Annotated in this window: 15 protein-coding genes and 1 pseudogene; 6 read left to right on the forward strand and 10 right to left on the reverse strand. The window is 66.2% G+C overall.

Translation table 11 applies throughout. The features are described from left to right. The 3 genes and pseudogenes from A8G18_RS20470 to A8G18_RS20480 form a co-directional block, all read right to left on the reverse strand. Positions 1–985, reverse strand: a pseudogene (locus tag A8G18_RS20470) (hypothetical protein); the annotation flags it as partial. A gap of 26 nt (positions 986–1,011) precedes the next feature. Then, positions 1,012–1,467 carry an Rv1352/Rv1906c domain-containing protein gene (locus A8G18_RS20475; protein WP_064065333.1) on the reverse strand — a complete coding sequence of 152 codons (456 nt, stop codon included), beginning with the start codon at positions 1,465–1,467 and terminating at the stop codon, positions 1,012–1,014. 250 nt (positions 1,468–1,717) lie between these two features. Continuing rightward, complete coding sequence (locus A8G18_RS20480) at positions 1,718–2,758, reverse strand: Fic family protein (protein ID WP_342435222.1); 1,041 nt, start codon at positions 2,756–2,758, stop codon at positions 1,718–1,720. 460 nt (positions 2,759–3,218) lie between these two features. Between A8G18_RS20480 and A8G18_RS20485 the strand changes: the two genes are divergently transcribed. Next, entirely contained in the window at positions 3,219–6,659 is a 3,441-nt protein-coding gene (locus A8G18_RS20485) for a DEAD/DEAH box helicase family protein (RefSeq protein WP_064065335.1), read from the forward strand. A gap of 32 nt (positions 6,660–6,691) precedes the next feature. Here the strand turns inward: A8G18_RS20485 and A8G18_RS20490 are convergent, their stop codons facing one another. Further along, positions 6,692–8,218, reverse strand: coding sequence for a hypothetical protein (locus A8G18_RS20490; RefSeq protein WP_064065336.1), 1,527 nt, complete (start codon positions 8,216–8,218; stop codon positions 6,692–6,694). Positions 8,219–8,322: 104 nt separating this feature from the next. On the opposite strand from A8G18_RS20490, the gene A8G18_RS20495 reads away from it, so the two are divergent. Next, entirely contained in the window at positions 8,323–9,612 is a 1,290-nt protein-coding gene (locus A8G18_RS20495; protein ID WP_064065337.1) for a TerD family protein, read from the forward strand. Between the two features lie 4 nt (positions 9,613–9,616). Here A8G18_RS20495 and A8G18_RS20500 read toward each other — a convergent pair whose 3' ends face one another. Next, complete coding sequence (locus tag A8G18_RS20500; RefSeq protein ID WP_064065338.1) at positions 9,617–9,961, reverse strand: spore germination protein GerW family protein; 345 nt, start codon at positions 9,959–9,961, stop codon at positions 9,617–9,619. Positions 9,962–10,139: 178 nt separating this feature from the next. On the opposite strand from A8G18_RS20500, the gene A8G18_RS20505 reads away from it, so the two are divergent. After that, a complete protein-coding gene (locus A8G18_RS20505; protein WP_064065339.1) occupies positions 10,140–12,623 on the forward strand; it encodes a response regulator in 2,484 nt (827 codons plus the stop codon). Positions 12,624–12,714: 91 nt separating this feature from the next. Here the strand turns inward: A8G18_RS20505 and A8G18_RS20510 are convergent, their stop codons facing one another. Beyond that, positions 12,715–14,496: an AMP-dependent synthetase/ligase gene (locus A8G18_RS20510; protein WP_064065340.1), complete on the reverse strand. Its 1,782-nt coding sequence runs from the start codon at positions 14,494–14,496 to the stop codon at positions 12,715–12,717. A gap of 152 nt (positions 14,497–14,648) precedes the next feature. Here A8G18_RS20510 and A8G18_RS20515 point away from each other — a divergent pair, with 152 nt between their 5' ends. Further along, positions 14,649–17,108, forward strand: coding sequence for a molybdopterin oxidoreductase family protein (locus tag A8G18_RS20515; RefSeq protein ID WP_064065341.1), 2,460 nt, complete (start codon positions 14,649–14,651; stop codon positions 17,106–17,108). Further along, positions 17,105–17,593, forward strand: coding sequence for a hypothetical protein (locus A8G18_RS20520; RefSeq protein ID WP_016931485.1), 489 nt, complete (start codon positions 17,105–17,107; stop codon positions 17,591–17,593). The genes A8G18_RS20515 and A8G18_RS20520 overlap by 4 nt, the downstream gene beginning before the upstream one ends. A gap of 39 nt (positions 17,594–17,632) precedes the next feature. Here the strand turns inward: A8G18_RS20520 and glfT1 are convergent, their stop codons facing one another. The 3 genes from glfT1 to A8G18_RS20535 form a co-directional block, all read right to left on the reverse strand. Further along, complete coding sequence (gene glfT1 / locus A8G18_RS20525) at positions 17,633–18,523, reverse strand: galactofuranosyltransferase GlfT1 (RefSeq protein ID WP_016931486.1); 891 nt, start codon at positions 18,521–18,523, stop codon at positions 17,633–17,635. Next, on the reverse strand, positions 18,516–19,364 hold the full coding sequence (gene wzt, locus A8G18_RS20530) for a galactan export ABC transporter ATP-binding subunit Wzt/RfbE (protein ID WP_026002728.1): 849 nt from the start codon (positions 19,362–19,364) through the stop codon (positions 18,516–18,518). The genes glfT1 and wzt overlap by 8 nt, the downstream gene beginning before the upstream one ends. Positions 19,365–19,444: 80 nt before the next feature. Continuing rightward, positions 19,445–20,029, reverse strand: coding sequence for a bacterial proteasome activator family protein (locus A8G18_RS20535; protein WP_016931488.1), 585 nt, complete (start codon positions 20,027–20,029; stop codon positions 19,445–19,447). 121 nt (positions 20,030–20,150) lie between these two features. Here A8G18_RS20535 and A8G18_RS20540 point away from each other — a divergent pair, with 121 nt between their 5' ends. After that, a complete protein-coding gene (locus tag A8G18_RS20540) occupies positions 20,151–21,350 on the forward strand; it encodes a cysteine desulfurase-like protein (RefSeq protein ID WP_016931489.1) in 1,200 nt (399 codons plus the stop codon). Here A8G18_RS20540 and A8G18_RS20545 read toward each other — a convergent pair. Then, positions 21,347–22,333: an NAD(P)H-quinone oxidoreductase gene (locus A8G18_RS20545; RefSeq protein WP_064065342.1), complete on the reverse strand. Its 987-nt coding sequence runs from the start codon at positions 22,331–22,333 to the stop codon at positions 21,347–21,349. The genes A8G18_RS20540 and A8G18_RS20545 overlap by 4 nt on opposite strands. Between the last annotated feature and the right edge of the window lie 42 nt (positions 22,334–22,375).

Raw genomic sequence — 22,375 nt, forward strand, 5'->3', positions numbered from 1 at the left:
CTAATCTGGTGCAACTCGGGAGATTTACGATCCCAGGCCGGCTGACGGTCAAGGACACTCGCCCCACCAGAGACCGCCTGACGATCGCGTCTTCCCAATCTGGGACCTCGGCGTCGAGAGTGCCATCGGCCTCCGCGTGACCTTCCTCGGAGTCGGCCTCGATGCGCAGCTGGAGCAAGGTATTCGCGGCGATGGACCCGAAGTCGACCATGGCCACCCATTCCGTAACGAAGGACGCCGGAAAGCTCTCCACACCGAAGTAGGAAGGCCCAGAACCGAGGGTGAACAAGAGGCCTTCGGAAATGCGCGCGGCATCTGCAGTAAAGAAGGCACGAACCGACAACCCGGAAGTAACGTCACCGGTATCGGCCGGGCGACCTTGGAACCGAAGGATTCCGCCTCCACCGCCGCCTCCACCCGGCCACCTACCGTGGCCGCCGTCAAGGTTGACGTCGACTCCTTCGGGTAGCCGGGCGATTCCCACAATGGTCAACATGCCACCGTTGCCACCACCGCCCCCGGCGTACCCGCCCTCACCGCCGACCTTGAAGATCGCGTTGCGGAAATCCATGTGTGTGGATCCGGATTCGTAGAAGGCGGCCGAGAGTTGAAGTGCGGTCAAAAGGCCTTCGGGCTCAGGTGGTCGGGGGGCCTGCCGGGCTGCTGTTTCGTGTTCACGCTTCAGGTTGTGTAGGTACTCGGTGGTGAACCTATCGAGGTTGTTCTCATCGTCGACGACCGCATGATGCACCTTGCACATGATGATCAGGTTGTCGAACCCCTGACGTTCTTCATCGGTTTGACCCGCGTCGTACCGAGGTCCGCCGACGCTGTGAGCATTGATGTGGCATACCTCGGAGACGACCGTCCCAGTACCGGTCTCGACGATCTCAGTAGTGCACTCGGGAAACGCACAGCGATTCATCGACAGGGCATAAAGCCTCTTGATCACCGAGTCTCGCGGACGGGTGGTTCTGCTGGCCATCAGGATTCAGATCCTCTCCGTCGAGTTCAGTTCACCAGAGACCATGTGCCACAACGTTTGCTGGTGAAAGCAACATCGCTGGGCTGGATCGTCACAACCGCAGGTCCGCTCTCGTTGCCGTTCGCGAGAATCTCACCGAGTTCGCCACTGGTGCCGCTCGAACGCTGCCAGTAGCAACGCGAACCACCGCTGTTCCGGTAAGTACCTGGATTGATATCGATGCCCACCAGGAAGATGCCGTCGCCGTTGATGACGTTCTTCGCTGCCTCGCGCTCCTTCGGCAGCAACTCCTGCTCGCGTCGTGAGAGGTCGGCGCCCTTCTCGTCGAGGGTCTTCCGCCTACTGTCGAGCGCCGCGTTCGAGGCCTCCTTCGCTTCTGCGAAATCTCGTTCGCGTTGTGCGATCTCCTCGTCGCGCTGATCGGCGTCCTGCTCGCGCTGGTCCAGCGCAGCCGAACGACTGTCGAGAGGATCGGAACCCACAACGAAGCCGATTCCACCGCCAACGAGTAGTGCAGCGACGAGAACGAGAATGGCCGGCCAACGTCGGCGCTTCCGAGGACTCACCGTCGTCGTTGCGGCAAGGTCGGCAGAGGGAGGGATGTACTCGGACAAGACGGTTTCCTGTCAACGTCGTTACTCCGCGGATACGTGGTGTTCCGTACGGAGTGCACTCGCCTGTACGAGAGCCGGACAGATTTGCACAACCCTCCGACAAGTTCGTGACGACTCTCTACTTGCCGCGGGGAGCCGCAGGTGCGCGACCGTGAGGTGGCGAGATTCGCGTGTCGAAACGTGTGCTGGCGAGTCGGCGCTCGGCCAGCCCCACCAAGTCGAGGATCTCCCGCGCGATGTACCCGGTGGTACCGCGCTCGACGCTCTTGCGGGAGAGAATGCCGGCTTCGGCGAGTTCCTCCAGGGAAGCCCGTGCCGCCGGAAACGAGACTTCGAGAATTCGCTCCACCGTTCTCGCCGTCAGAACTGGGGCCTCAGGGAGGCGATCCAGCAGTCGCGAGGTAGCAGAACCTGCACGTGGTTCGGGACGCAATCCCCGTCCGGTGCGGAATGTGGTCAACCGCTCGAACCACGACGATCGAAGCTCTGCCACGTCGTCCGCCAGCTTCCGCGCCTGCTCGGTGGCGATGTGTGCGGCCTCGATGAAAAGGCTCAACCACGCGGAGACGCCCTCGATCGACTCGGAGGCGGTGGCGTCACCGAGGTATCGGTACGCGGTGAGGCCGTCGACGTACCGTTCGCTGAGGGTGGCCAGCACCAAACTGATCGGGAGTACCGCGTCGGGTGAAAGTCCGCGCCGCGCGAGAACGGTGTGGATCAACGCCCGGCCGACCCGGCCGTTGCCGTCGGTGAACGGGTGGATCGTTTCGAACTGGGCATGGATCAATCCCGCCTGCACCAGTGGTCCGTGAAGCCCACCGTTCAGATACGCGACGAGATCCTCCATGTGGCTCGGCACCAGTTCGGGAGCCGGAGGAACGAACTCGGCATCCAGCGGATGCCAGTTCGTGCCGCCGATCCAGTTCTGGACTCGACGCAATCCGTGATGCCGTTCGTCAGGTAGCAGTGCGGCGTGGAGTGATTCGATGTCGCCGACTGTCACCGCCTCTGTGGAGACGAGTTCGTTCGAGGCGCGGCGAAGGATCGTGATGTTGTTTGCGACGAGCCGTGCTTGCGCGCTGAATCCGCGCACGTCTTCGCTCTGGGCCAATTCGGCCAATGCCACTTGCTGGGGTGACGGTGCGATTCCTTCGATCATCGAACTTGCGATCGCCTCGGACCGCAAGAGCAAACGAGACAGAGCTGCCAAGCCGGCTGCGCCCGGCCCGGTGCTGAGACTGCGGATCTCTCGCTCTGTGACCGCGGCTCGTGCGGTCACTTCCGGGGGCAACACCACCGCGCGGGTGACGAGGAGGTCCGGCTGGTAGGTCTCGTAGGTACCGCCGCGGCGATCGCGCGCTACCAGACCCGATGCGAGGTCGGGCTCCCAAAAGTGCCTTCGGACGTCGGCCATGGCGGTGATATCCCTACATTGTGACGCGAGTTATCAAAGTTTGCTGTATCAAACTTTAACAGCGTGGGAGTTGGTTGAAGGTTGTGAACGGTGACGGTCTCGCAGAGCATTGTCGGATCTGCCGTGTAGCGTCACCCGGCTCGGCACCGATAGAGGCACGATGGGTCGAACAGGTGCGACCCGACTACAAGGAGGACCAGAGGGCATGGTGGGGAACTTCGACTTCCTTCAGGCCGAGTGGCCACAGCTGCACGCCGAGGCGAAGAAAGCCGAGCGCGACGCCCTGTTCGACCCGCGCACCACCTGTTTCTACGCACGCCGCACCGTCGAACTCGTCGTCAAGTGGCTGTACCGAGTCGAGGAGATCCAGGTCCCCTACAAGAGCGACCTCGCGGCTCGCCTGCACGACCCGGTCTTCAAGACGGTCGTTCCTCCGCAAGTGCTTCCGAAGATGAACCTGATCCGGGAGTACGGCAACAAGGCCGTTCACGAAGCCAAACCGGTTTCGCAGGACGTCGGTCGCCGAGTACTCGCCGAGCTCTTCCACATCCTGTCGTGGCTCGCGCGCACCTATGCCACTCAGCTCAGCAGCAAGCCGGCCCCGACCGCGCAGTTCGATCCGGCACGACTTCCCAAGCCCGGCGGTGGGGCAGTGGTGGCGAAGTCGCTGGCCCAGCTCAAGAAACTCGAAGACCAGCTCGCCGAGAAGGATCAGCAGCTCGAGGACGCCGAAGAGCAGCGTCGCCTGCTCATCGAGCAGCTCGAAGGGCGCAACGCCGAGATCGAGGCCAAAGAACTCGTCACCAAGAACCTCGAAGAGCTCGTCGCGCAGCTTCAGCAGCAGGTCGCCGAAGCGCAGGCGGCGGCTCGCGCTGTACCCGACACCCACGACTACGACGAAGCGCAGACCCGCCGCGACATCATCGACCTCCTCCTGGCCGAGGCCGGATGGTCGGACGACAGGGTGGGCAAGGAAGTGCCCGTCACCGGCATGCCCGACGGCAAGAACGGATTCGTCGACTACGTGCTGTGGAGCGCGGACGGCCTGCCCCTGGCTGTCGTGGAAGCCAAGCGCACGTCGATGGACGCTGTCGCGGGGCAGCAGCAGGCCAGGCTGTATGCCGACAGGCTCGAAGCGCAGTACGGCCAGCGCCCGATCATCTACTACACCAACGGGTTCGAAACCTACATCTGGGACGACCTGCACTACGCACCACGCACGATCGAGGGTTTTCACACGCGCGACGAGTTGACGCTCGAGATGCAGCGCCGTCGCACCCGTAAACCGCTCGCATCCATCGAAATCCCCAAGCACATCGCCGGCCGCCCCTACCAGGAAGCGGCGTTACGACAGGTGACCGAGCACTTCGAGAACGACCGCGAGCGTGCGGCGCTGCTCGTCATGGCAACAGGGTCAGGTAAGACACGAACCGTCATCGCGCTCACCGACATGCTCATGCGCGCCAATTGGGTCAAGCGGGTGCTGTTCCTCGCCGACCGCGTTGCTCTCGTCAAGCAGGCCGTGAACGCTTTCAAGACCCACCTGCCCGACTCGGCTCCCGTCAACCTGCTCACCGACAAGAACACCGAAGGTCGCGTCTACGTCGCTACCTATCCCACGATGATGGGCCTGATCAACGAAATGGAGGACGGCAAGCGGCGCTTCGGCCCAGGGCATTTCGACCTCGTCGTCATCGACGAGGCCCACCGCTCGGTGTACCAGAAGTACCGGCGCATCTTCGAGTACTTCGACTCGCTTCTACTCGGACTCACTGCCACTCCCAAGGACGAGGTCGACTACAACACCTACAAGTTGTTCAACCTCGAAACCGGCGTTCCCACAGGAAACTACGAACTCGACGATGCCATCGCCGACGGCTATCTCGTCCCGCCGCGTGCCGTGACGGTACCGCTCGCGTTTCCTTTGAAGGGGATCAAGCGCAGTGAGCTGTCCGAAGAAGAACGTCAGCGGTGGGAGTCCACCGACTGGGGTGACGACGCGGACGAGGACGAACTGCCGGACGCAGTAGCCGCCGAAGCGGTCAACAAGTGGCTGTTCAACACCGACACCGTCGACAAGGCACTCGAAGTGCTGATGACCCGCGGGCACAAGGTCGCGGGTGGGGATCGGCTCGGGAAGACGATCATCTTCGCGAAGAACCAGAAGCACGCCCAGTTCATCGCCGACCGATTCGATCACAACTACCCGCAGTACAAGGGCAGCTTCGCGCGGGTCATCACCCACGCGGTCTCCCACGGTCAGGATCTCATCGACAAGTTCTCGCAGCCCGACCAGGAACCCCACATCGCGATCTCCGTCGACATGCTCGATACCGGTATCGATGTGCCCGAGGTCGTGAACCTGGTGTTCTTCAAGCCGGTTCGGTCGAAGTCGAAGTTCTGGCAGATGGTCGGACGTGGCACACGTCTGTGCCCGGACCTGTACGGGCCGGGACAGGACAAGGAAGACTTCTTCATCTTCGACCTGTGCGGCAACTTCGAGTTCTTCGATCAATATCCCGACGCCTCCGAAGGCGCCCTTGCGCGTCCTTTGTCGGCGCGGCTGTTCGAAGCACGAACGGAAATGCTCGTCGCGCTCGAGAAGGCTGCCGACTATCCGGTTCTGCGGACCGAGACGGCCGACCGGCTCCACCGCACCGTCCTCGGGATGAACACCGAGAACTTCCTGGTGCGGCCGCGGCGCCGCGAGGTCGAGAAGTACTCGGATCGCAGCGCGTGGGATTCGCTGAACGAGCAGAAGGCGGCGGAGATCGTCGAATCACTGGCCGATCTCCCCACCGCAGTTCGTGACAGCGACGAGATGGCCAAGCGGTTCGACCTTGTCATCCTGCGAGGGCAACTATCGGTGCTCTACGGCGACGGTGCGCTGCCGAAGTACGAGACGCCCATCCGTGAGATCGCCGACGGATTGCTCGAGCAGCTGTCCATCCCGAAGGTAGCTGCCAAGGAGACGTTGCTCCGCGAAGTGGCGTCCGACGAATGGTGGCAGGACATCACGCCTCCGATGCTCGAATACGCCCGTAAGGAACTGCGGTCGCTCGTCGGTCTCCTGGAGAAGAAGAAGCGCACGATCGTCTACACCGACTTCCAGGACACGCTCGGTGAGGTCGTCGAGCGCGCCATGCCCGAACTGCGATCGGGGACCGACACCGACCGGTTCAACGCCAAGGTGCGCGACTACCTCCGCTACCAGCCCGACAACCTGGCTTTGCAGAAACTCCGATCGGGCAAGCCTCTCACCGAAGCGGACCTGGCGTCTCTCGAGGAACTCCTCGTCCGCAGCGGCGCCGGGGAGCGCGAAGACTTCGAACGTGCGGTGGAGAACGCGAAAGGCCTCGGCCGTTTCGTGCGGTCGCTGGTGGGGCTCGACAAGCAAGCCGTGCAACAGGCCTTCGCTGATTTCTTGGAAGGCCGGACGGCCACGGCCGGCCAGATCGATTTCGTCAACCTGATCGTCGCGCACCTCACGAAGCACGGTGCCATGGATCCGGGTCTGCTGTACGAGACGCCGTTCACCGACTACGCGCCGCAGGGGCCGGATCAGGTCTTCGAACCCGAGCAGGCCCTGCGGCTCGTCCAAACCATCCGCGCGGTCAACGACTCGGCGGACGTAAGGAGCGCATAGAACCCGCGATCCCAGCGGCGCGGTTGCCGGGACTACCCACTACGGCTGGGCATCCCGAACGGCCGCGCGGCCACCGCGACCCACTCCCGCCACGGCGGGCAGGGTGGGGGAGGACGACCGTTCAGGAAGCGGATGGCCGCGTCCTCGAAGGCCGGTGACAGCGGAAGGTCGGGGTGGGCAGTCCGGGCCGGGCATCCGTTTCGTTCGACGTCGAAGTGCCAGTCGCTCGCCAGGGGTAGATCGGTGACAGACGGAAGAGTCATCGCTCGCACTGTCGCGGGAAGTGGTCGGTCCAGAATGGATTCTGCTGCCCCCACCGTGCCGAGCAGTTCCCGGGCCGCGGGGGTCTCGGGATCGAAGTGGAGGTGGACAAGGTCGGTGACGGGGACGGCGGCGCGCATCATGTCGCCCACGACCCGCCCCGGTTCGTTCACATGTGGTGGCGGGTAGCCGGTGGGGGTGCTCGGAAACGGGCCGATCAGCAGAAGAGCGTCGACGGCGACCCGCCCGCTGGCGACTGCTTCCCACACCACCCAGACGGCGTGCGAATGCGCCGCGACCACCAGTGGGCGAGGTAGCGCCGACGCCTGTTGGGCGAACAGGTCGACCTGCTCTTCGAACGGACGTTGGGTGTCGCTCGGCCCGTAGGGCGCACCCGTGCGGATCGGGCAGGTCGCGTTGTGTTGCGGCTGTCCGTCGCCCGGCCCGGCATAGGAGAAGTAGTACACCTGCTCGCATCGGTAACCGAGACGGTGCACGTCCATCGCATGGATCCTGCCCTGCCCCGATGCCGAGTTGATCCCGGACAGGATCAGCAACGAACCCGTCTGCGGCGGACCGGGTTCGGGCTCGTCGGGCCCTCGCGTCGTGACGAACGCGATCGACACGGCGACGAGCACCGCGACGAACGCGGCCAGGACCGACCTCGGTCTACGCAGCGGAGAACGCTCCATCATTGCGATCGTCAGGCCGGTCGCGAGGGCGGAGACCGGTACGAGCGGCACCGTGAGGACGGGAAGCCGGTCTGCCACGGCGCCGAGCGTGACGATCACGGCGCAATACGGCACTGTCACTTCGATCCGTAGCCCACGACGCCATGTCGGTGCCCCCGCTTCCCGCAATCGGAATCGGCCCTGCCAGGGGACCGGGCCGAGGACGAACATCGACACTGCGATCAGGGCGAGGGCGGGCCAGAACACCCGGGCATAGAGCACCGCGTATGCGGTGGCGTCGGCGCACGCTGCCACCAGCACCGGCCCGAATGCGACCGCATAGAACAGAGCCGCACAGCGCAGACGCCGGACGTCGAGGCCGCCCAGGAGCCACGCCATGAGCACGACTCGGGCTACGGCGACCAGAGCGAACAGGATCAGGAAGACCGGCCACGACGGTGCCCGCGACATCAGGACCCGCAGGTCGGTGAACTGATCCAGGGGCGGCAGGGCGACCAGGTGGATCAGTCCGGGCCAGGTCGGGATCACATTCGTCGCGGCGAGCAGCACGACGAACGCCGCTCCGGCCGCGAGCGGCCACCACCGCGTCCACTGTCCCTGTCGCATCCGCGGGACTCCTGTTGCCGACTGCCTCGAATGTAAGGGATGCGATGGTGGACGAGCGAACGAGGAAAACTCCTCGTGGACGCCCGCACGGACAGGAGGACCGTATGGCCGAGGTGGCGAAGGGGTCGAAGACCGATCTCACCGATCTTCGATACGAGGTGACGCTCGGCGCCGCAGTGGACGGAGCTGTCGACCTGATGGCCGTCCTCCTCGCCGACGACGGCCGCGTGCGCAACGACGACGACTTCGTGTTCTTCAACAATCCGAAGGCGCCGGGGGTCCACCTCACCTCCGATACCTCCGTCACGGTCGATCTGTCCGCGGTGCCGTCGGATGTGCAGCGGGTGCTCGTCGCCGCGAGCACCGAAGCGCAGGGACGCACCTTCGGTGACGTTCCGGGTGTGCGCGTCGAGATCCGTGGGCCGGGCCAGGTGCTGGAGTTCTTGCCGCCCGGGCCGGCCACCGAAACCGTCCTGCAGGTGGTCGCGCTGTACCGGCGTGGAGGTGGGTGGCGCCTCGACGCGGTGGGCCAGGGTTACCAGGACGGACTCGCGGCATTCGCGACCGATCACGGGATCGTCGTCGACGATGCGGACGACGAATCCGAACCGGCCGTTTCCGCTCCGAAGGTGCCTCCTGCCGCGAGCCCGATCTCGTTCGAGAAGGTGCAGATCTCGCTCACGAAGGATTCGCCCACGCAGACCGCCCGGATCGATCTGCGCAAGTCGCAGGGCGATCCGAACTGGGTGCTCACCGTCGGACTCGAATGGGACGGTCGCGGCGCGACATACGACCGGAACGGCAACGTGAAGAAGTACGGCACCGGAGATCTCGACGTCTACTTCTACTGCCGCAACGAACACACGAACGACTACGTCGTCGTCAGTGGAGATCCCGGTCATCGCGGAAGTCTCGACACGTGGCCGCATATCCACCACTACGGCGACAGCAAGGGTCCGGGCAACGGGAAGAGGCCTGCGGTCGAACAGGTTCGGGTACTGCCGAACGAGAACGGCGATCTTCTCGTCAACATCTACCAGAGCATCGACAACGGCGCGGGCGCGATCGACAAGTTCGGAAAGCCGCGTGTGGCAATCCGATACGGTCGTGCCGGGCACGACGGTCTGCCCGGGCCCGACGCCGACGAGATCCTCGTGTACGTCGGCAACGGGAAGAACTCGTACTGGGCGACCGTCGCCCACATCGACGTGCAGGACGGTGTGCTGACCGTCGACGGCGAGACCCGGTACAGCAGGTTCGGGAGCGAACGCATGCCCGGACTCGACTCGTCCGGCAACTGGGTGCGCTCCCCGAAGGGCGGCCCGACCGGTCGCAGCAAGAAGCGGAACAACGGCCTGGGTCTGGATCGCTACGCCGGGACGTGCCCGGAGTAGCCGATCACCGGCGCCGGCCCGCCCGCCCGCGTTCGACGACAGCGCGCGTGATCAAGAAGGTGATCACCACACCGGCGACCGACCGCACCAACCGGTTCACGTCGACGGCCGGTTGCCACGACACCTTCCCGTCCTTGACGACATAGGCGCCCGCCGGTCGGGCCCCGACGCCGAAGCCGCCACCTTCGCCGTTCTCGCCGTCCGCGGACGAACCACCGCCTCCGCCCATGCCGCCGGTGATCGTCGCGGCGGTGATCACCGTGACCCCGTCCTTCTCGAAGGGTTTCGAGAACACTCGTTCGACGGTCACCGTGTCCCTGGCAGTGCTCATGAGTTCTGCGAGTGTCATCCCGGGCCTCCCTGCTCGGTCGTGTCAACGGGGTCGAACCCATTGTCGGCGACCAGGGTGGGTGAGGCCAGAGCGCGGACCTGGGGAAAGGAGGACGTATGTCCTCCATGTGGCGTCGTTCTGTGCGGTCTCGGGGGAGAATGGCGGCGGGAAGTACCGCAGATGGGAGTGACGAGGCATGAGGGCGACAGCCGAGTCGGGAGAAGCGTGGCCGGCGGAACGCCTGTTCGCGGGGCCGGGAGAAAGCCTGGAACGGTTCCGGAAGACCGACTGGTCGGCCACACCTCTGGGTCCGGTGGAGTCCTGGCCGGCGGAATTGCGCATGGCGGTGCGGACGGTACTGCCCTCCGAGGTGCCGATGCTCCTGTGGTGGGGGCCGCAGCTGGTGCAGATCTTCAACGACGCGATCATTCCGGTCCTCGGCGACAAGTACCCCGGCGCGGTCGCGCAACCGGCGCCGGAATGCTGGCACGAGGTATGGGACGAGGTGGGCGCCCGCGTCGAACGGGCGATGGCGGGCACCGCCACCTTCGCCGAGGAAGAACTGCTGTTCATGCAGCGCCACGGCTACGAGGAGGAGACCTACTGGACCTTCTCCTACAGCCCGATCCGCGACGAATCCGGCGAGGTCGCGGGCGTCTTCGTCGCGACCACCGATGTGACCTCACGGGTACTCGGTGAGCGTCGCCTGGAGGCTCTGAGCCGCCTGGGCACGGTGGCGATCACCGATTCGGGCATGTCGGTGATCGACACGTGCCGGAACGCGCTGGACGCGCTCGCTCCGAGCCGGCAGGACATTCCACTGGCCGCGCTCTTCCTCGACGCTCGCGTGGTCGATCCCGAGGATCCGCAATCGGACTGGAAGCGGCTCGCCTCGATCGGCACGAAACCCGGCTTCTCCGGCGCGCTGCTCGGTCCGGACGAGGATCGATTGCTGTCGAAGGCCGCCACGGCCTCCGAACCGATCGTCGTCTCCGGCATCGCCGAGCGCTTCCCGGACCTGCTCGACCGGCAGCGGGCCCTCGGCGACCATCCGATCGACAACATCCTGCTCGCCCCGCTGAGGGCCTCGGGACACGATGCCCCACTCGGTGTTCTCGCGGTGGGGCTGAGCCCGTATCGGGTGTTCGACGCGGCCTACGCCACGTTCGCCGAACTCGTCGTCACCAAGATCTCGGGGCTGCTGCGCGATGCGTCGGCGATGGACGCCGAACGTCGCCGGGCCGATGCGTTCGCGGCGCTGGACGCCGCGAAGACGCGGTTCCTCGAGTCGATCAGCCACGAGTTCCGCACACCGTTGACGCTGCTCCTCGGTCCGCTGCAGAGTGTGCTCGACGACGCCACGGCACTGACGGACGCGCAGCGGCAATCACTGGAAGCCGCCCAGCGCGCTGCGGTCCGGTTGCGGCGACTCGTCGACGCGTTGCTCGACGTGACGCGTGCCGAAGCCGATCTGTCGGGGAAATCCCTGACACCGAGCGACCCGGCGGCACTCACCGCCGAATGCGTGGAGCTGTTCGCCGATGCGGCGCAGCGTGCGGGCTTGGAACTGCGGAGTCGGATCGCCGCCGCCGCGGCCGAGCAGACCCAGCTCGACCCCCAGTTGTGGGCTCACATCGTCCTGAACCTGCTCTCCAACGCGATCAAGTACACCCCGGCCGGGTCGGTCGATCTCGATCTGGACGTCGAGGACGACCGGTTGGTTCTGACGGTCGCCGATACCGGACTCGGTATTCCGGAGGCGGAACTCGGTCGTATCTTCGAGCGCTTCCATCGCGTCGAGAACGCCGGGGGACGCAGTCAGGAGGGCATCGGGCTGGGCCTGTCCCTCGTCTCGGACTGGGTCCACGCACTCGGTGGAAGTGTGACCGTGTCCAGCGAGCTCGGGCGCGGCAGTACCTTCACCGTATCCGTTCCCCGCGTTCTCGGTCCGGTGTCGGAATCCCCGGCCGGAACCGTCCCGGGAGACCTGAGTGCCCTGTACGTCGGGGAAGCGCACCAGTGGGACAGGGACACCGTCGCCGAGGCCGGATCTTCCGGGCAGGAAGAGGAGCTGCCGCAGATCCTCGTGATCGAGGACAACGCGGACATGCGCGATTACCTGATGCAGTTGTTGCGTCGTGAGAACTGGCACGTGGATGCGGTGGGGGACAGCGACACTGCGCTCGAGCGAATCCGGTCGCAACCGCCGCATCTCGTCCTGAGCGACATCATGATGCCCGGCCGGGACGGAGTGGCGCTTCTCGAGGAGATCCGCAAGGACCCGACAACGTCTCGCCTGCCGGTCATCCTCCTGACCGCCCGGGCCGGCGCGGAGGCCGCGATCGGGGGCCTGCGCACCGGCGCCGACGACTACATCACCAAACCGTTCGACCCCGGTGAACTCGTCGCCCGTGTCCGTGTCAATCTCGAATTGTCCTGGCTGCGTGAGCAACTCATTGCCGCGCAGGAACGTGAATCCGACCAGTTGAAGACGGCGTTGGAGACGCGGTCGACGCTGAGCAAGGCCGTCGGGTTGATGATGGCCACGTTCGAGTGCGACTCCGATACCGCTTTCGAGAAGCTCGTCGCCTTCTCCCAGCACCGCAACGTCAAGGTGCGGGAGATCGCCGAGCAGATCGTCGGCGACTACACCGCCTCGCTCACCGATTCATCGACATAGCTCGGAATCGACCTCCGAACGACTCCGTCAGGGCCTTCCGTCCGGTCACGAACCCGTCCCACTCCTTCCGGATCGTGAGCGCGGTGACGAATCAGGCCTGCGCATAGAGCTTGTCGATCTCCTCCGCGTACTTCGCGTCGATGGGCTTGCGCTTGAGCTTCATCGTCGGAGTCAGTTCGTCGCCCGAGGGTTCCCAGATCGTCGGCAGTACCGTGTACTTCTTGACCTGCTCGACTCGCGACAGCTTGGTGTTCGCTTCCTCGACCGACTTCGCGATCGACTCGAGGACGACGGGATGGTGCGCGAGTTCCTCGTGGCTGCCGCTGAGACCGTGTTGTTCGGCGAAGACGGCCAGAGCATCGGGATCGAGCGCGAGCAGCGCGACGTTGTAGGGACGGTCGTTGCCGATGGCGACGGCACCACCGAGCATCGGGCAGGCAGCACGTAAGGCGCCTTCGATGTTGGCGGGAGACATGTTCTTCCCCGCCGCGTTGACGATGATCTCCTTCTTACGGTCGATCAACCGCAGGTAGCCGTCCGCGTCGATCTCGCCGATATCACCGGTGTGCAGCCAACCGTCGGAATCGATTGCGTCCGCAGTCTTCTCCGGGTCGTTGCGATAGCCCTTCATGAGCAACGGACCGGAGACGAGCAGCTCGCCGTCCTCGGCGATCCTGATCTTCGCGCAGGGCACGGCCTGGCCGACGGTGCCGATGCGGATGGCGCCCGGCCGGTTCATGGTGACCACACACGAGGTCTCCGACATTCCCCACACCTCGGAGCACGGGATGCCCAGGGCCAGAACGAACTCGAGGACTTCCGGTGAGATCGCGGCGGCGCCTGTGACGGCGGCGCGGACCTGGTCGAGGCCGAGCTTGCCGCGGATCGCGGACAGCACCAGCTTGTCGGCCACCGCGTGCTGCACTTGGAGGGTACGGGGGATCGGCTTGCCGTCGGACTGCAGCCGCGCGCGTGTGCGCCCGACGTCGATCGCCCACAGCGCAAGCTTCTTCTTGATCGGGCTCGACTCCTCGGCGAGTGTCTTGTCGATCGCAGCCTTGAGCTTGTACCAGACCTGGGGGACGGCGCCGAAGAGCGTCGGCCGCAGGCTCGGCAACACCGTGATGGCCTGCTTGAGATCGTCGAGCGTGGTGATCTGCATGCCGCTGTACAAGCTCGAATAGTGCGAACCCCAGCGGTTGGCGATGTGTGCGTCGGGCAGGTACGAGAGGATCCGGTCGTCCGGTCCGGTGGGCAGATACGTACTCGTCGCCTCGAGTTCGGCGAGCAGGTTGGCGTGGGTGAGTTCGACACCCTTCGGCGGACCCGTGGTGCCCGAGGTGTAGATGAGGGTCAGCAGGTCGGACGGCTGCACGGCCTTCCATGCGGCGTCGAAGTCGAACGACGGCTCGGCGGCGGCCTCGAGGTCGTCGAGGGGCATGGTGCCCGCGGGTCTGCCGTCGATGCACACCAGGTGCTCGACCTTCGTGTCGCCGATCGCCTGCCGCAGGACGGGAACGAACTGCTCCTCGGCGATCATCACCCGGTTCCCGGCGTTGCCGAGCACGTACGAGATCTGTTCGGCCGTCAGTGAGTTGTAGATCGAGAACGGCACCGCTCCGAGGTGGAACGCGGCGGTGTCGAGAAGGTGGAATTCGGGCCGGTTGGTGAGCATGAGCCCGACGGTGTCACCGCGCTTCACACCGAGACCGGCGAGTCCGGCAGCGAGGCGTTCGACGCGCTGCGCGTACTGACGCCAGGTGTAGCGGACCGAATCGTCGGGCGTGCGCAGCGCGACCTTGTCGGGGTACGCCGCGGCGGTGGTCCGAAAGGCTTCGCAGAGAGTCGACGGGGTGGTGGTGCGAAGGGTCATCACTACTCCAGAGGTGAGTGTGGCGACAGCGTAAAGCGAATCGGCAACGTTCGCGGTCGGTTTTGCCGGATTGTTGTGCCGGATCCGAACTCTTTCCGGGTCGCAACGGGCGCGAGCGGTTTGGTCCCTGCCCGTCCGGGTACCGCCGTGTCATGGTCACCGTGGATCGAATCGCGGATCCGTGGGGTTCGCGTACACCGTACGGACCCGGGGAGTGCTGGCCCACCCGCGTCGACACTTTTCTCGCCGACGGACTGACCGAGGACGAAGTCGACAGGTGGGTGCAGTCGGCGACGATCCTGCATTCCAACGGTGACGGTCTCGACATCGCCGTCAAGGACGGGCGCATGGTGGGGGTGCGAGGACGTGCCGTCGATCGGGTCAATCACGGCCGGCTCGACCCGAAGGACCTGTTCGGCTGGCAGGCGAACCATTCGGCGGACCGCCTCACGACACCGCTGATCAGGCGCGGCGGAAAGCTCGTCGAGACCGATTGGGACACCGCGATGGATGCCGTCGCCGGTCGCACGAAGCAGCTGCTCGACGAGCGCGGCCCCAGCTCGGTCGGCTTCTACACCACCGGGCAGCTGTTCCTGGAGGAGTACTACACCCTCGCGCTGATCGGTCACGGAGGCATCGGAACCAACCACATGGACGGCAACACCCGCCTGTGCACGGCGACGGCGGCGGCTGCTCTCAAGCAGTCCTTCGGGTGCGACGGCCAGCCCGGCTCCTACGCCGACATCGACCACGCCGACGTCATCGCGCTCTACGGACACAACATGGCCGAGACACAGACGGTGACATGGACGCGGATCCTCGACCGGCTCGCCGGACCGAATCCGCCCGCGGTGATCTGTGTGGATCCGCGGCGGACGCCGGTCGCGCGGGCCGCGACGGTGCACCTCGCCCCGCGCCCGGGCACCAACGTCGTCCTCATGAACGGGCTGCTGCACGAGATCCTGCGACACGGGTGGATCGACGAGAAGTACATCGAGGACAACACCGTCGGATTCGACGAACTGCGCACCCAACTCGGCGACTATCCCCTCCAGAAGGCCGCCGAGATCTGCGACGTCCCCATCGAGGATCTGCGGGAGGCCGCTCGGCTGCTCGGCACGGCGGAGCGGCTGCTCTCGACGGTCCTGCAGGGCTTCTACCAGTCCCATCAGGCCACCGCGGCCGCCGTGCAGGTGAACAATATTCATCTCGTGCGCGGCATGCTGGGGAAGCCCGGGTGCGGAATCCTGCAGATGAACGGGCAGCCCACCGCGCAGAACACCCGCGAATGCGGTGCCGACGGCGATCTGCCGGCCTTCCGGAACTGGGCCAACGAGTCGCACGTCGAAGACCTCGCCCGGGTGTGGAACATCGATCCGATGCGGATCCCGCACTACACCGCGCCCACCCATCTGATGCAGATGATGCGGTACGTCGAGGACGGCTCGATCCGGTTCCTCTACGTGAGCGGGACGAATCCGGCCGTGTCCCTGCCGGAGCTACGCCGGGTGCGCGAGATCCTGTCCCAGGACAGGCTTTTTCTCGTGGTGCAGGACATCTTCCTGTCGGAGACCGCCCAGCTCGCCGACGTCGTGCTGCCCGCTGCAACGTGGGGTGAGAAGACCGGGACGTTCACCAACACCGACCGAACCGTGCACCTGTCGGAGAAGGCCGTCGAACCACCCGGGCGGGCCCGGCCCGATCTCGACATCTTCGTCGACTACGCGCGCCGGCTCGACCTGCGGGACAAGGACGGTGAGCCGCTCGTGAAGTGGTCCACGCCCGAGGAGGCATTCGAAGCATGGAAGGAGTGCACGGCCGGCCGACCCTGCGACTACACGGGCATCACCTACGAGAAACTACGTGGCGGAAGCGGAATCCAGTGGCCGTGCAACGCCAACGCTCCCGACGGGACCGAACGTCTCTACGAGAACGGAAAGTTCTGGGCCGCACCGGATTACTGCGAGAACTACGGACGCGACATGGTCACCGGAGCGCCGGTCGAACCCACCGAGTACCGGGCGCTGAACCCCTTCGGCAAAGCGATCATCAAGGCCGGTGAGTACCTTCCCCCGCACGAGACGGTCTCCGACGAATATCCCTACCTGCTCACCACCGGCCGCACGCTCTACCACTTCCACACCCGCACGAAGACCGGCCGCGCCCCGCAACTGCAACGCGCGGCACCGGAGGTGTGGGTCGAGATGTCGAAGAGCGATGCCGAGCAGCACGAATGGTCCGAGGGCGACCTGTTGCGGATCGACACGCCGCGCGGGCACGTCACCGCGCGGCTGCGGATCAGTGGGATCAGGACCGGGGTGCTGTTCCTGCCCTTCCACTACGGCTACTGGGACACCCCCGCCGGCCACGAACCCGCGCTCGAGGGACGCGCGGCCAACGAACTGACCTTCACCGACTGGGATCCGGCCTCGAAACAACCCCTGTTCAAATCGGGTGCCGCGCGCGTCGAACGGGTCGCGGTCGTCGACGACGGGCCTTCCGCGGCGCCGACCACCACCGCCTCGGCGCCGGTCGCCGGCACCGTGCCCGCCACCTCGGGTGGACGGGACGCCGAGACCACCGAAACGTTCGACGAGGGAGGTCCGCGATGAACAAGGTTGCTCTGGCGATCCGCGAACTGCACCGCTCGGAGAACGACCTGGCGGGGGAGCTGCTGCGGACCGCCGACCGGCACAAGGTCGACCACGAGATCGTCCATGTGGCGCGTGACATCGCCGGCTGGTCGCAGCAACACGTGCGCGAACTCGCCCGCGTCGGCCACGACTACGACCTCGACCTCGACGACGAGCCCCAGGGCGTCCACGAGGTGCTCGCGGAGGTGCGGCGGAAGGGAAGCGAGATGCTCGGACGCCGACACGCCCCGAGTGTGCTGCTGCTGCGGGATCTGCGCACCGTGCATCGCATGGCGGCGGGCGTCTCGCTCGACTGGGAGATCCTCGCCCAGACGGCGCAGGCACTGAGCGACCGCGAACTGCTCGCAGTCTCCGAACGCTGCCACCCCCAGACCCTGCGTCAACTGCGCTGGGCGAACGCGAAACTCAAGGAGATCGCCGCCCAGACCGTCGTGACCGCGTGAGTGTCGAGAACAGTCGGGTACGTCGGACATCCGAGGACGTCAGGGACGCTCGAACTTCTCCTCGCGCCCGAGCCTGCGCAGCCGGATCCACTCGCGCAGCCCGGCCGGGTCGCGGCGGGTGACGAGGAAGTACCAGCCGAACCGCACCCATTCCTGAGGGAGCAACCGGCGCAATCCCGGCTGCGAGAGCAGGTAGCCACGGTTGCGGTAGGTGAAGAAGCGTTTGGTGTCGTTGTCCGGATACTGCGTGTGCATCCGGCCGCCCAGGATGGGCTTGAACTCGTCTGCACCGTCGGGATGCAGGTAGGCCGTCTGCAGACAGGTGCCGAAGGGCAGTCCCGAACGGACGAGACGCCGATGTACCTCGACCTCGTCGCCTCGGACGAACAACCGCAGGTCGGGTACGCCCACCGCGTCGATCGCCGCGGCCGTGAAGAGCGCGCCGTTGAACAGCGAGGCGATGCCGGGGAGCAGATCCTCGTCGCCGAGTTCGTGCCGCCACCGTCGCCACACGACGCCGCGGCGCAGCGGGAAGGCCAGGCGGTCGGGTTGCGCGATGTCGCACACGACCGGCGACACCTCGGCGAGATCGTTGCGCTGCGCGCAGTCCAGCAGCGTCGCGAGCACGTCCGGTCCCTCGGGGCGACCGTCGTCATCGGCGAGCCAGACCCGGTCGGCTCCCAGCGACAGCGCGTACAGGATGCCGAGAGCGAAGCCACCCGCGCCGCCGAGATTGTGCTTCGAGCCGAGATAGCTCGTGGGCACGTCCACCGCGTCGACGAGTTCGCGCACCGCGTCCTCGTCGCCGTTGTCGACCACCACGAGATGGTCGAGTGGACGCGACTGCGAGGCAAGAACTTTCAGGGAGTCGGCCAGCAGCTCGCGGCGACGGTGCGTGACGACGACGCCGATGATCCGTTCGTCAGCCACCGTTCGAACCCGTCGAGGCGGCGGCGTCGTGGGCGGACTTCGCGATCCGCTCGCGCTCGAGCTCGTGGAGGATCGTGCGCACGTGGTCGCCGGCCTCGTCGCCCTCGTAGGACCGCACCACGTGCTCGATGTCGCCCTGCTCACGGATCTGCCCGTGATCGATCCACATCGCCTGGTCGCACAGCTGCGCGAGGAACTCGTTGGAATGGCTGGCGAAGACCAGGATGCCCGAACGTGCGACGAGATCCTGCAGACGCACCCGCGCCTTCTTCATGAACTCCGCGTCGACCGCGCCGATGCCTTCGTCGAGGAGCAGGATCTCGGGGTCGATGCTGGTGACCACGCCGAGCGCGACCCGCACCCGCATGCCCGTCGAATAGGTGCGCAGCGGCATGTTGAGGTAGTCGCCGAGCTCGGTGAAATCGGCGATCTCGTCGACCTTGGCCAGCATCTGCTTGCGGCTCATTCCGAGGAACATGCCGCGGATGATGATGTTCTCGTAGCCGGAGATCTCCGGATCCATGCCGACACCGAGATCGAACACCGGCGCGACGCGGCCCGTCACCCGGGCATGGCCGCGCGTGGGCTCGTAGATCCCCGAGAGCAGGCGCAACAGGGTGGACTTGCCGGCACCGTTGTGGCCGACGAGTCCGACGCGGTCGCCTTCCTTCAGCGACATCGTGATGTCGCGGAGAGCCTCGACGACCACCACGTCGGAGTTGTTGCGGCCGATCGCTCCGCCCGCCTTACCCAGGAAGGCCTTCTTCAGGGAGCGGGTCTTGGCGTCGAAGATGGGAAAGTCCACGCACGCGCCGCGCGTTTCGATGCCGACCCGACTCACGATGCTGCTCCAGACGCTGACACGGGACCCGAGCGTACCCGTCGCGGCGATACCGGAGTCCCGGGGCGTACCCGCCGGGACTAGAGGTACTGGCCGGTCCCGGGGTGGGTCTGGCCGGGAAGCTGTTGATCGTTGTGACCGGGACCTCCCTGCGCGACGCCGGGCGGAAGCGCACCCTGACGCATCTGCTCGAGCTGGGCGCGGGCCGCCATCTGCTGAGCGAACAGAGCCGTCTGGATGCCGTGGAACAGACCTTCGAGCCAGCCGACGAGCTGGGCCTGCGCAATGCGCAACTCGGCGTCGGAGGGCACCGAGTCCTCACCGAAGGGCAGTGCGAGCCGCTCGAGTTCCTCACGCAGGTCCGGGGCGAGTCCCTGACCGAGCTCGCGGATGGAGGACAGATGGATGTCCTTGAGGCGGGTGCGGCTGGCGTCGTCGAGCGGCGCGGCCTTCACCTCCTCGAGGAGCTGCTTGATCATGGTGCCGATCCGCATGACCTTCGCCGGCTGCTCGACCATGTCGGCCAGAGATTCGCCGCCGTTCTCGTTCGTCCCGGCCTCCGAATCGGTGGCGGCCTCGACACGAGCGGCCTCCTCACGGGAGACACGGATGGGGTGACCGTCGGGGCCGATCACGAGAACCTGGTCGCTGTCCGGATGCGTCATGACTCCATTCTTCCCTTTCCCACCCGGGGGTGCCCGGTTGCCCGACCGAGCCTACCGAGAGGGCAACGCCGAGTGCAGGTACGGCGCGTCCCGATTGACATCGGGACCTAGAGTGTCTGCCATGGCTTACGACGTTGCCCGGATCCGGGGGCTCATCCCCTCGCTCGGCGACGGTTGGATCCACCTCGATCCGCGGGCCGGTATGCAGATCCCCGACGTAGTGTCGCGCACCGTGTCCACCGCGTTCCGGAACTCGGCCGCCTCGGCCACGGGGCGGCACCTGTCGTCGCGTCGCAGTGCCGCGATCCTCGAGGACGCGCGCGTCGCGGTCGCGGAACTCGTGGGTGCGGATCCGACCGGCGTCGTCCTGGGTCCGAGCCACGCGGTGTTGCTCGCCTGGCTCGCCGAAGCACTCAGTTCCCGCCTCGGGCTCGGCACCGGCATGGTGTTGTCGCGACTCGACGACGAAGCGAACATCGCTCCGTGGCTGCGGGTCGCGAGCCGTTACGGCGCTCAGGTGCGCTGGGCCGAGATCGAGATCGAGACGTGCGAGCTGCCCACCTGGCAGTACGAGGAACTCATCACGCCCACCACCCGGCTCGTCGCGCTCACCGCGGCGTCGTCGATCGTCGGCACCGCGCCCGACGTGCGGGCCGTGGCCGATCTCGTCCACGACGTGGGTGGTCTCATGGTCGTCGACGCCGCCGGCGCCGCTCCCTACGCCCACATCGACATCGACGACCTCGGCGCCGACGTCCTCACCGTCGACATGGCCGCGTGGGGCGGACCGCAGATCGGCGCGCTCGTCTTCGCCGACCCGACCCATCTCGAACGGGTGCCGGCGATGTCGCTGAACCCGCACGCGCGCGGCGCCGAGCGCCTCGAGGTGGGCGGCCACCAGTTCGGTCTGCTCGCCGGCATCCCCGCGTCCATCGACTTCATCGCCTCGCTCGACGACGACGCCACCGGATCCCGCCGCGAGCGTCTCGACATCTCGATCAGCTCGATGCAGAACTACCAGGACGTGCTGTTCGACCGCCTCATGCGGCAACTCGACAGCCTCACCGGCGTGATCGTGCTCGGCCGCGCATCGAGCCGCGTCCCCACCCTGAGCTTCACCGTCGACGGGGTCCCGGCCGAAAAGGTGGCTGCGCACCTCGCCGACCGTCGCATCGCGACGGTGGCGAGCACCCGCGGATCGAGCCGGCTCCTCGACTCGCTCGGCGTCAGCGACGAAGGGGGAGCGGTGAGCATCGGTCTCGCCCCCTACACCACGAGTTTCGAGGTGGATCAGCTCGTCCGCGAGCTCCGCAACCTCTAGTGCCGCTCGATTCGCAGCACGACCTTCCCGACGGTCTCGGGACTGTCGAGCAGCTCGTGTGCACGCGCGGCTTCGGTGATCGGAAGCTCGGCGTGCACCACGGGATGGACCTTCGCCTCCTCGATGAGCGGCCACAGGTTGGCGCGCACGGAGTCGATGATCGCGCTCTTGCCCGACGGTCCCGAGTCCGGACGGCCGCGCAGACCGGTGGCGATGACGTGACCGCGCTTGGCGAGAAGCTTGCCGAGGTGCAGTTCGCCCTTGGTGCCGCCCTGCATGCCGATGACGACGAGGCGTCCGTCGGGAGCGAGGACGTCGATGTTCCGGGACAGGTACTTCGCGCCCATGTTGTCGAGCACCACGTCGGCGCCGCCGAACGCAGTGCGCACCTCGCTGACGAAGTCCTGCTCGCGGTAGTCGATCGCCAGATCGGCGCCGAGTTCGCGGCAGCGGTCGAGCTTGCCGGCCGAGGCCGTCACCGCGACCTTCGCGCCGAGCGCTTTACCCACCTGGATGGCGTGCGTACCGATACCGCCGCCGCCACCGTGGACGAGCAGGACGTCGCCGCGCGTCAGGCCGGCCGTCATCACGATGTTCGACCACACCGTGCACGCGATCTCGGGAAGCGAGGCCGCGACCGCGAGGTCGATGCCCTTCGGCACCGGCAGCAGCTGGGAGGCGGGCACTGCGACCTTCTCGGCGTAACCGCCGCCGGTGAGCAGGGCGCAGACCCGGTCGCCGATGTTCCAGCCCGTCACCCCCTCGCCGAGTTCGGAGATCACCCCGGAGCATTCGAGGCCCAGGATGTCGCTCGCCCCGGGCGGCGGCGGATACAGTCCTCGCCGTTGCAGCAGGTCGGCACGGTTGACGGCGGTCGCCGCGACATCGAGAAGTACGTGCCCGGGAGGCAGGTCCGGGTCGGGCCGCTCGGTCCACCGGAGAACTTCTGGACCACCGGGTTCGGTGGCGACGATTGCATACATGTGTTCGACGCTATCGCGTGCGGCGCAGTGAGGGGACGGTCA

The sequence above is a fragment of the Rhodococcus gordoniae genome (genome assembly GCF_001646655.1).
In the GTDB taxonomy this organism is placed as follows: Bacteria; Actinomycetota; Actinomycetes; order Mycobacteriales; family Mycobacteriaceae; genus Rhodococcus; species Rhodococcus gordoniae.